The organism is Veillonella sp. ICM51a, from assembly GCF_000524355.1.
GTDB classification, from domain to species: Bacteria; Bacillota; Negativicutes; order Veillonellales; family Veillonellaceae; genus Veillonella; species Veillonella atypica.
In genome coordinates, this window is record NZ_JAPX01000048.1 from 66,308 (window position 1) to 77,485 (window position 11,178).

The 11,178-nt window shown below is 38.4% G+C and carries 10 protein-coding genes; all 10 read left to right on the top strand.

Annotated features, from left to right (window positions below):
• Positions 1 to 6 precede the first annotated feature (6 nt).
• The 10 genes from HMPREF1504_RS08970 to HMPREF1504_RS09015 all read left to right on the top strand — a co-directional run bounded on the left by HMPREF1504_RS08970 (position 7) and on the right by HMPREF1504_RS09015 (position 11,055).
• Positions 7 to 1,434, top strand: a complete 1,428-nt coding sequence (locus HMPREF1504_RS08970) for a glucose-6-phosphate isomerase (protein ID WP_038125186.1) — start codon at positions 7 to 9, stop codon at positions 1,432 to 1,434.
• 22 nt (positions 1,435 to 1,456) lie between these two features.
• A complete protein-coding gene (galE, locus tag HMPREF1504_RS08975) occupies positions 1,457 to 2,446 on the top strand; it encodes a UDP-glucose 4-epimerase GalE (RefSeq protein ID WP_038125187.1) in 990 nt (329 codons plus the stop codon).
• Between the two features lie 146 nt (positions 2,447 to 2,592).
• A complete protein-coding gene (locus HMPREF1504_RS08980; protein WP_038125188.1) occupies positions 2,593 to 3,240 on the top strand; it encodes a hypothetical protein in 648 nt (215 codons plus the stop codon).
• Positions 3,216 to 4,415, top strand: coding sequence for a type II secretion system protein GspD (locus tag HMPREF1504_RS08985; protein ID WP_038125189.1), 1,200 nt, complete (start codon positions 3,216 to 3,218; stop codon positions 4,413 to 4,415). The genes HMPREF1504_RS08980 and HMPREF1504_RS08985 overlap by 25 nt, the downstream gene beginning before the upstream one ends.
• Positions 4,416 to 4,447: 32 nt before the next feature.
• Positions 4,448 to 6,364, top strand: coding sequence for an ABC-F family ATP-binding cassette domain-containing protein (locus HMPREF1504_RS08990; protein WP_038125190.1), 1,917 nt, complete (start codon positions 4,448 to 4,450; stop codon positions 6,362 to 6,364).
• 148 nt (positions 6,365 to 6,512) lie between these two features.
• Positions 6,513 to 7,661 (top strand): ABC transporter substrate-binding protein, encoded by a 1,149-nt coding sequence (locus HMPREF1504_RS08995; RefSeq protein WP_005380797.1) that lies wholly within the window; start codon positions 6,513 to 6,515, stop codon positions 7,659 to 7,661.
• 16 nt (positions 7,662 to 7,677) lie between these two features.
• Positions 7,678 to 8,559, top strand: coding sequence for a branched-chain amino acid ABC transporter permease (locus HMPREF1504_RS09000; RefSeq protein WP_005384250.1), 882 nt, complete (start codon positions 7,678 to 7,680; stop codon positions 8,557 to 8,559).
• On the top strand, positions 8,559 to 9,569 hold the full coding sequence (locus HMPREF1504_RS09005; protein ID WP_005380802.1) for a branched-chain amino acid ABC transporter permease: 1,011 nt from the start codon (positions 8,559 to 8,561) through the stop codon (positions 9,567 to 9,569). The genes HMPREF1504_RS09000 and HMPREF1504_RS09005 overlap by 1 nt, the downstream gene beginning before the upstream one ends.
• Before the next feature lie 12 nt (positions 9,570 to 9,581).
• Positions 9,582 to 10,343, top strand: coding sequence for an ABC transporter ATP-binding protein (locus tag HMPREF1504_RS09010; RefSeq protein ID WP_005384247.1), 762 nt, complete (start codon positions 9,582 to 9,584; stop codon positions 10,341 to 10,343).
• Position 10,344: 1 nt separating this feature from the next.
• A complete protein-coding gene (locus tag HMPREF1504_RS09015; RefSeq protein ID WP_005380876.1) occupies positions 10,345 to 11,055 on the top strand; it encodes an ABC transporter ATP-binding protein in 711 nt (236 codons plus the stop codon).
• The last annotated feature ends 123 nt before the right edge of the window (positions 11,056 to 11,178 follow it).

Consider the following 11,178-nt stretch of genomic DNA (forward strand, 5'->3'; position numbering starts at 1 on the left):
TACTTGATGTTACAGTTAGATTCTGGATTTGAGCTAGATTATAACAATATCTATAATGAAAGCTGCATACAGGCAAGGGACATACAAAACTTTGAACGAGCCATTCAAAATGTATGGCGTCATACCAATATTTTGCGATCCACAGGTTATGAAGAAGGCCACCTATCTAAAGATGGTCAGCCAGAACCAATCTTGTTTTATCAGTTGCCATATATATCAGAAAACGGCATCAATACACCGGATATGATGGACCGTTTACATGACTTGGGTGACTATGCTCGTAAAAGTATTGATACTGTTGTTTCTATTGGCATCGGTGGGTCTTATCTAGGTAGTAAGGTACTCTTTGATGTGCAATGTGGTTCATTTTGGAATAACTATACTGATGAAGAACGCAACGGCTATCCGAGATTTTATTTTGCTGGTTTTAATGTAGATGGCCCATACTTAGAAGGGCTAATTAAAACCTTAGTATCTCAGGCCGGTGAAAAGGGTAGTGACTATACAGTTATGCTTGTAGTTACATCAAAGTCTGGTTCCACTATTGAACCGATGGCTAATTTTATGATTCTTCAAAAAGCACTAGAGGATCATCATATTAATTATGAAGTTACCGTCGTTACAGAAACAAATGATGAGGCACATCCTACTATTCTTCATGATATGGCTATCAAGCATCAATGGAGAACATTCTCCGTTCCCTATGGTGTAGGAGGCCGATTCTCCGTTTTTACTGAGGTAGGATTCGTTACAGCTGCTCTTGTGGGATTTGATATTGAAGGATTTTTAGCCGGTGCTGCATCGATGGATATGGCTTGCCAAGAAGAGGATGTTTATAAAAATCCTGCACTATTTAGTGCATTATTGAAATATATTGCGTCTGAGCGATATGGACGTATTATAGAGGTATTCATGCCTTATGGTGAGTCTCTACACTCCTTATCCGATTGGTATGTACAGCTCTTATCCGAATCATTAGGTAAAATGAGTAATACCTGTCTTCCTTATGGGCGTACACCTGTTCCTGCAGTAGGCACGATGGATATGCATGCGCAAGTGCAAGAACACCAAGAGGGGCGTCTTAACAAGGTTGTTCAATTTATTAAGGTACGAGATTGGAATACATCATTGGTTGTTCCAAATTTATATAGTGAGTACGACAAACTTGATGCAATTGGTGATATTCCTATTAGCGATATTTTAAATAGCGCACTTGATGCAAATCGTGAGGCCCTATCTATAGATAATCGTTTTAATATGACCATATCGGTACCAACATTAAATGCATTTCATTTAGGGGAAATTATGTTCATGCATTGTTGGGCTGTATATTTTGAATCAATTTTAGCTGGTGTTGATGCCTTTGATCAACCTGGTGTTGAAGTTTATAAACGCTTGATTGGTCCAAAACTTCAAGTTATGAAAAAGTTGTAGTTATTAATGGGGGAGTAAGTATATGAATATTTTAGTAACAGGTGGTGCTGGTTATATAGGTAGTCATACGGTTAGAGCATTAATACAGGCTGGGTTTACACCTATTGTCGTTGATAATTTTTCGCGTGGTCATCGTAGTTCTATTCCTAAAGGGGTTAAGGTTATAGAGTTAGATATTGCAGATTCAAAACTTGTCAATGTCATGAAAGATAATAATATAAAGGGTATTATGCATTTTGCTGCACATTCTCAAGTAGGGGAATCTATGATAAATCCTTCTATTTACTATGAGAATAATGTTGTAGGATCTTATTGCCTTATAGAATCAGCAAGACAGGCGGGTGTACAACATTTTGTATTTTCAAGTACAGCTGCAGTTTACGGTGAGCCTGAGGTGGTACCTATTGTAGAAACAGCTAAGTTACAGCCAACTAATGTTTATGGTCGAACCAAGTTGATGATTGAAGAAATGCTTCATGACTATAGCTCTATTTATGGTTCTACTTACGTAGCCTTACGTTATTTTAATGCGGCTGGCGCAGATGAAAGTGGTGATATTGGTGAAGATCATTCTCCAGAAACTCATTTAATTCCGCTAGTATTAGAGGCAGCTTTAAAAAAGAGACCGCATATTATTGTTTTTGGAACTGATTATGATACTGCTGATGGTACATGTATTCGAGATTATATTCATGTTACTGATTTGGCATCTGCCCATGTATTAGCTATGAACTACTTGATTAATGGTGGTGAATCAAGAGCTTTTAACTTAGGTAGTGGTAATGGTTTTTCTGTAAAAGATATTATTGAAACGGCTAAAAAGGTAACTGAAATTGATATTCCCGTGGAGTATGGTGATCGTCGCGCAGGGGACCCAAGTACATTAATCGCATCTTCAGATTGCATTAAGAATGCTCTAGGCTGGAATCCACAACATAGTGAATTATCACACATCATAGGGGATGCATGGCGTTGGCATCAATCTCATCCAATGGGTTATGATGATAAATAAAACTTTATAACTGATATTTTATGATTTGTCAAGGACACTAATAGTCACGGGGGTGACTATTAGTGTCCTTTTTTTATGTATATTTGTGTTGCATACTGATACTAGATAGATATTTTAATTCCACTATGTGAAAGGAGTCCTGATGAATGAACATACAGGAACGTTTACGAGAAAAATTGTATCCTTATGTGACTCAATGTAAACGATATAAGAAGAGTCTAGGTGTATTGTTTGTATTAGGTGGAATAGCAATTGGTTGGGGCATATTCTATACACCCGAGGCTGATTATGTCCAGATGGAGCCTGATTCAACGGCAATGTCAAAATCAGAAGATAAATCTCATGAAACAACATTGTTATACAGTACGAGTAATAACTTGCGAGCTCTTCCTTGGCGTGAGGTATTAGGCGAATCATTAGACAAAAGTAATGTATCTTCAATACATATGATGGATGAAGAACATAGCGGTGAAGGTCAGCAGAACTTAGATAATAAAGATGATTCATCAAAGGTAAAACAAGGTAAACGGAGATATAGTCAGAAGAAAGTAGACCAAGATAGCAGTTCTAGTGCAGAAACAGTTACAACAAAACATAATAAGCAGAAAACAATTCATGTTAATGGCGTAATACATGGCCCTCAATGGGCTGTAATTTTAAGCAGTGGCACAGAATCTACTGTTGTTATGGAAGGTGATTCTTGGCATGGTGTAAAGGTAATTAATGTAGATGAAAATGGTGTAACCCTTGATGAAGGAGGCAATGTACGATGTGTATCTATTGGCGAATCATGATTATAGTTTTACTTTTAGGTGTAATAGAAAATCCTTGTGTATGGGCGAAAGAATCGATACATGTACAACAATCTGAGTCAGGTCAAAATACATATAGTATGACGGTTAGCAAGGCGCCTTTGTCCGATGTGGTAGAGGCCATCAGTCGTAGTTATAAAATGGATATACTTGGTATTAACACATTGAACGGAACTGTGACAGGAACGATACACGGTAAGTCGCCATTAGACATGCTACATCATTTAGGGGATATGTATAATTTTGATATACAGGCTGATCAGGGTGTGGTAACCGTTACGGGGCATTCTGGTGCTAAGGAACATCGTCATGTAGTGGTAGTAGAACCAAAGATGGCATCATCGACATCGCTAGAATCTGTCATAAAAACAGTAGTACCTAATGGAAAGTTCGCTGTGCATAAGGAAACGAATCAGATTGTATTAAATGTAACAGGAGACGAGGAAAAAGGGGTAAACTCTATCATTCAATCTGTAGATAGAGATATGAAACAAGTGCGCTTGGAAGCCACTATTATGGCTATGGAGCATTCCTATACGAAGGAGACGGGATTTAGATGGTCCTGGCTGAGTTTAACCGGTCATGGTACGGATAAGACAAATTCTTATGGTGCTATTTCTTTTGGAAAAGCTCCAGATGGGGAAGCTTATAAATTTTTTGTTAAACCTGAGCTTAGTCTTTTAGAAACATCGGGAAAGGCAGTTGTTATTGCAACCCCTTCCATTATGGCCTTAAATGGTGAAGCCGCACATATTTTGATAGGTGAACGAATTCCTGTAATCGAAGAGTCAATTTCTAATGGTGAAAGAAAAAGATCCATTCATTACGAAGAGGTGGGTATTAAACTTGACTATACACCGGTAGTAACGAAAAATGGTACCATTGATACGTCTATACGAGCTGAGGTGAGCTCACCCATTATGGTATCTGAGATGAAATCTTATAAAATAACCACTCGACAAGCACAGACTAGAGTGCGTCTACAACCGGGAGAAGTACTAGTCATAGGTGGCTTAATGGATAATCGTGATCAAAAACAGATTGAAAGAATCCCAATACTCGGTGATATCCCTTTATTAGGTAAATTATTTAGACATAGCCGGAAGACAAAGGATAGCGTGGAAATGGTCATTTTTGTGAAAGCGACTGTGGTATAATAATAGTTACGGAATGATAAAGGAGGTATTGAATGGAACGCATTCGAATGATCGGCCTAGGAAAATCATTTGGGGTGCGCCAAGTGTTTTCCAATGTGTCCTTTGAAATAAAAGAAGGCGATAGAATTGCCTTGGTTGGCCCTAATGGGGCTGGTAAATCAACACTGTTGAAATGTATCCTCGGTATTGAGGAATTAGATGAAGGCCAAGTTGTAATGTCTCCTGTGGCAAGCATTGGCTATTTGCAACAAGATGTTAACTTAGGTGATGCTAGTTTAGCTGAAGAAATAGAAACAGCTTGGGAAGATGTTCATGCATTAGAAAATAAATTACAAGAGTTAACCACATATTTAGAGTCTCATGAGGCTAGTGAAAGTGACTTACAACGCTTAGACTATTTACAAAATCGATTGGAATGGTTAGGTGGTTATGACTATGAACAAAAAACAAAACGCATAGTCTATGGTCTTGGTTTTACCGATGAAGATCTATATAAACCGGCTAATGCATTTTCTGGGGGTCAAAAAACGCGTATTAATTTGGCAAAGGCCTTAGTACGGAGTCCAGATTTTTTATTCCTCGACGAACCGACAAACCATTTGGATATGGAAATGTTGGAGTGGTTAGAAGGTTATCTATCATCCTATCGAGGTGGCATTCTGATCGTCAGCCATGACCGGTATTTCATGGACCGCATCGTTACTGGTGTGGTAGAACTAGATCATCACAAGGCCACAACATATCGCGGTAATTATAGTCGCTATGTGGCACAACGAGAAGAACGTTTAAAAGCAGATACGATTGCTTATGAAAAGCAGCAAGAATATATTAAGAAAACAGAAGAGTATATTGATAAGTATCGCGCTGGTATTAAGTCTAAGATGGCAAGAGGTCGCCAATCTCAACTAAATCGATTAGAACGACTAGAGGCTCCTGAAACTTCACATTCGTTAGATTTTAAATTTCCACCGGCTGCTATGAGTGCTGATAAGGTACTTGTATTAGATCATGTGTCTATTGGCTACAAAAAGGATGATCCAATCATTGATGATGTATCTGTAGTTGTAAGGCGCGGCGAATCTGTTGCCTTGATCGGTCCTAATGGGGCTGGTAAATCTACCATGGTGAAAGCTATTGTAGGGGAGTTATTCCCTACAGAAGGTCATATCGATATTGGCAATCGTGTACAAGTGGGCTATTTTTCACAAGAACATGAAGAATTACACGATCGGTGGCAAGTGGTAGATGAGATTATCAATAATTATAATTTCACCGAAGAAAAAGCTCGCAATGTTTTAGGATCATTCCTATTTAAAGGGGATGATGTATTTAAACTAGTAGGTGATTTATCCGGTGGTGAAAGAGCGCGTTTAGCTCTGTTAAAATTATTCTTACAAGGTGATAATTTCCTCATTCTTGATGAACCTACTAACCATTTAGACGTACCTACCCGTGAAATAGTCGAACGTGCGTTGCAGCAATTTGGTGGTACGTGTTTTATTATTTCCCATGACCGGTATTTCTTAGATCAAGTATCTACAAGAACATTGGTATTAGAGAATAAAGGTCTTACTGAATACTTAGGTAATTATTCTTACTATAAAGAGAAATTAAAAGAGCAACAGGATATAGCTGCTCTTACAGAAGTAGTAGAAGAAGTAGCTAAGGAAGATGTGAAATCTGAAGCTAAAACCATTTCTCCATCTCCATCTGATGAGCCTAAGAAAAAAACAAATACATACATGGTTGAAAAGCAATTAGCTGAAGTAGAAGAAGAAATTGCTAGATTAGAGGCGACCATGAAAATGTATGAAGTACAATTAGCAAATCCTGTAGTCCAACAAGATTTAGCGGAAATGGAAAACATATCTAAGCAGCTTTCAGATACGGAAAGCAACTTACAAAAGTTGTATGAGAAATGGGAACATTTTTCAGAATTATTAGCATAATAAATAAAAATTATAAGGTGTATATCTGAATTCTATAGAAGATATACATGATTTAATTGACAAACATAAAAAATATTTCATAATATAGAAGTATATATAATTTATACTATTATAGTTGCTATTATTGTGATTAAAGGAAGGGTGTAACATGAATAAATCCATGTTAAAAAAAGCAGCCATTTTTGGCCTTGCTGGTGTAATGGCGGTTGCTGCTGGTTGTGGTAGCAATAAAGATGCAGGTAATGCAAATAATAATGAAGCGAAAATCGCATTGTTAACAACAACTACAGGCGGTGCTGCTGCGTATGGCGAATCTATCAAAGCTGGTGCAGAATTGGCTGTTAGCGAAATCAATGCAGACGCTAACAATGTAAAAATTAATTTGCTCGTTGAAGATACTAAAGGTGATAAAAACGAGGCAATTAATGCGATGAATAAAGTAATTTCTAAAGATAAAGTGGTAGGCGTTATCGGCCCTATGTTATCTGGTGAAATGATGGCTGCTGGCCCCGTAGCAAATAAAAGTAAAGTCGTAGCTCTTGGCACATCTACAACAGCTGAAGGTATTACTGATATCGGCGATTACATTTTCCGTAATGCTGTACCAGAATCCTTGGCAGTAGATACCGCAATTAAAGAAGCACATAAAACTTTGAACTTTAAAACTGCAGCTATTATGTACTCCAACAACAATGACCAAATGGTATCTGTAAATAATACAGCTCGTAAAGCATTGGAAGCTGAAGGTGTACAAATCGTTGATACTGAAACATTCGCAGATAAAGATACAGACTTCTCTGCACAATTAACTAAGATTCAACAAGCTAATCCTGATGTAATCGTTGTTGCTTCTCTATACCAAGAAGGCGCATTGATTATGAAAAAAATGCGTGAAATGGGTATGAAACAACCTGTAGTTGGTTCCAATGGCTTCAACAGTCCTGAATTTATTAAAATCGCAGGTGCTGCAGCTGATGGCGTTATCGTAGGTACACCTTGGTTCCCTAACAAAGATGACCAAAAGGTAAAAGATTTCCGTAAAGCTTATAAAGATAAATACGGTAAAGAACCAGATCAATTCGCAGCGCAAGCTTATGATGCAGTTTACTTGTATGAAGCAGCATTGAAAAAATCTGGCTCCACCACAGATCGTGAAAAATTCCGCGAAGCATTGAAAAATATTGCCGACTTCGTTGGTGTAACAGGTCAATTTAAATTTAATGACCACCGCGACCCTTCCATGGAAGTTCAAGTATTGCAAATTAGAAACGGTCAATTTGACGCATTAAAAAAATAAAAGTTGAGGTAGTATAGTGTTTTTACAACAATTAGTTAACGGGTTAACCCTCGGTAGCTTATATGCTGTACTCGCTATTGGCTTAACACTTGTGTTTGGCGTTTTAAATATCATCAACATGGCACACGGAGGCATCTTTATGATAGGTGCCTTCGTTGGTCTTTTTATGGTAACTGTTTTTGACGTAAACATATTTGTAGCCCTTATCGTAGCGATGGCTGTAGGTGCCGTACTAGGTTACTTATTAGAATTTGTGGCGTTACGCCCACTACGTAAGAAAAAGGTGTCTCACTTAGCACCACTTATCAGCACCATTGGTGTTTCCATCTTCCTTGAAAGTTTGGCATTATTATTATGGGGTCCTCAAACTAGATCCTTCCCACCAGATTATATTGGTGGACTTATCGACTTTGGGGTATTTAAAATCTCCATGGTGCAAATTATCGGTTTAGGTGTTTCTGTTCTCTTAATGATTATTTTGAATGTGGTTATTAAAAAGACTAAGATTGGTAAAGCCATTCGTGCCGTATCCATGAGCACGGAAACAGCAGCTCTCTTAGGCATCAATCCAACGATGATTATTTCTGTTACCGTTATGATTGCTTCCGCTTTAGGTGCAGCTGCCGGTGTACTTGTTGGCCTTTCCTTCAATGCTATTGAGCCTACCATGGGTGTTATCATAGGCTTTAAAGGCTTGGCTGTACTTATCCTAGGTGGTCTTGGCAATATTACTGGCGCCATGGTAGGTGGCTTTATCTTGGGCATTGCGGAAATCTTCTCCGTTGCTTATGGTGCATCTACATTCCGTGATGCGGTAGCCTTCGGTTTAATCATTGTCTTATTATTCTGGAGACCACAAGGTTTATTTGGTTCTAAAGATAAGGGGGGCAGACCATAATGGATATTTTTAACCCTTATTATCTACAAATTGTGATGTTTTTCATCATCAATGCCATCCTAGGTATCTCTATTTATTTTACCCTTGCTAGTGGACAGTTATCCCTTGGGGCAGCTGGTTTCATGAGTGTTGGTGCATATGTGGGTGCATTGCTTTCTTTGAAAGCCGATTTACCTATCGTAGTTGGTATTTTAGTAGGTGGCTTTGTAGCCGCTTTAGTTGCCGTTATCATCGGTTTGCCAACAACTCGATTGAAAGGTCTATATCTTGCCATCGCCACACTTGGTTTTGGTGAAGTCGTGCGTGTTATCTTCTTGAACTTAGATGTGACAAATGGTGCTCTTGGTCTATCTGGCATTCCATCTATTCCTCAAGAATTGACAAATTTTGCTTACGAAATCGATATTGATGGCCTTATGGGCATCGATGCTGTTGCATGGGGCAACATTATGGCTATCATTATTTTACTAATCGTTTTGATTTTTATTATTGCTTTCTGTGTACGTATCAATAATAGCCGTGTTGGTCGTGCCTTTGCCGCTATTAAGGCAGATGATCATGCTGCTGAGTTGATGGGGATTAATGTAGTGTACTACAAAATGATGGCTTTCATTATCGGTGCATTTATCGCCGGTATCGGTGGTGGTTTGTATGCTCATATTACAAACTTTATCAACCCTACAGACTTCAGTTATCATAAAGTAGTACAAATCTTATTGTTCCCTGTATTTGGCGGTTCTAATGTAGTATGGGGCTCCGTACTCGGTTCTTTCATTCTTACATTGTTGCCAGAAGTATTGCGTTTCTTATCCGACTATCGCGATATCATTTATGGTGCATTGTTAGTCATTTTGATGGCTGTTCGTCCAGATGGTATTTTAACCGAATCTATGGTAGATAAGATTAGCCGTAAATTAGGCTTTAAAAAAGCTCCATACATTCCTGAAACACAAGTATTAACAGAACGTTTTGAAGCGTATAAACGTAAACAACAAGATAAACAAGGATAGGAGGGGAACTGAATGCTATTAGAATTAAATGACGTAAGTAAAAGCTTTGGTGGCGTTGCAGCTCTCACAGGAATATCCTTTGGTGTTAAGCAAGGTGAAGTGTTTGGTGTTATCGGACCAAATGGTGCTGGTAAGACTACACTCTTTAACTTGATTACAGGTGTATTCCCTGTAAGTTCTGGCGAAATTGTATTTGATGGTATGTCTGTTGTAGGCATTAAACCTCATAGAACGGTAGAAATGGGCATTGCTCGTACATTCCAAAACATTCGTCTCTTCGGCAATATGACAGCTTTGGAAACAGTATTAACTGGTATGCATTGTCGAACTGGTTCTGGTTTCGTTGCTAGTTTCTTAAGAACAAAACGCCAACGTATTGAAGAAGAACGTTGTCGTGGCATTGCCTATGAATTTTTAAAACTTGTAGGTCTTGAAGAAGATGCTGAAGAAGTTGCTACATCATTACCATATGGCAAACAACGTCGTCTCGAAATCGCGCGTGCTTTAGCTACACATCCTCAATTAATTTTGCTAGATGAACCAGCAGCAGGTATGAATGATAGTGAAACGGAAGCGTTACGCCAATTGATTGGTAAAATTCGCGACTTAGGTATTACTGTTGTCGTAATTGAACATGCCATGGAATTGATGATGAATATCTGTGACCGTTTGGTGGTATTCAATTTTGGTAAAAAGATTGCTGAAGGTACACCTCAAGAAATTCAAAATAATGAGGCTGTTATCGAAGCATACTTAGGTAAAGAGGAGGTGTAATATGTTAAAGCTAGAAAACATCGTGGCTGGTTATGGACATATTACAGCCTTAAAAGACATTAGCTTAGAAGTACCACAAGGGTCTATCGTATCCTTGATCGGTGCCAACGGCGCTGGTAAGTCGACAACAATGAAGACTATTATGGGCCTTGTAAAGCCTACATCAGGTAAGGTGCTATTTGAGGGTCAAGACATTACTGGACATAAAACTCATCAAATTGTACATAATGGTATTTCCTTAGTACCTGAAGGTCGTCAAATTCTTCAAGATATGAGCGTTTACGAGAATCTTGAAATGGGCGCTTATATACGCAATGATAATGAGATTGAAGCGGACATTAAAAAGGTATTTAAACGCTTTCCAATTCTCGATGAACGGAGCTATCAACTAGGTGGTACATTATCTGGTGGCCAACAACAAATGCTTGCCATTGGTCGTGCTCTTATGGCCCGTCCTAAGTTATTGCTACTAGACGAACCATCTATGGGGCTTGCACCATTAGTAGTAAACGAAATCTTTGAAACTATTAAAGAAATTAGTGCAGAAGGCACCACCGTTCTCTTGGTAGAACAAAACGTCCGTCAAGCATTGAAAATCGCTGATTATGCGTATGTATTGGAAACAGGCAAAATGGTATTGTCTGGTCCAGCTGATGAAGTACGACATGATCCTCGTGTCATGGAAGCTTATTTGGGCGGTCGTGTCGAATAAAATTAAATACAATTTATTTGGATGTATATATCTATTATTAAACGGATATATACATCCATTTTTTTTGGCTCTATAATAAATGTTGGGGTGACACCACTACGGTGTCACTTCCAACATTATTTT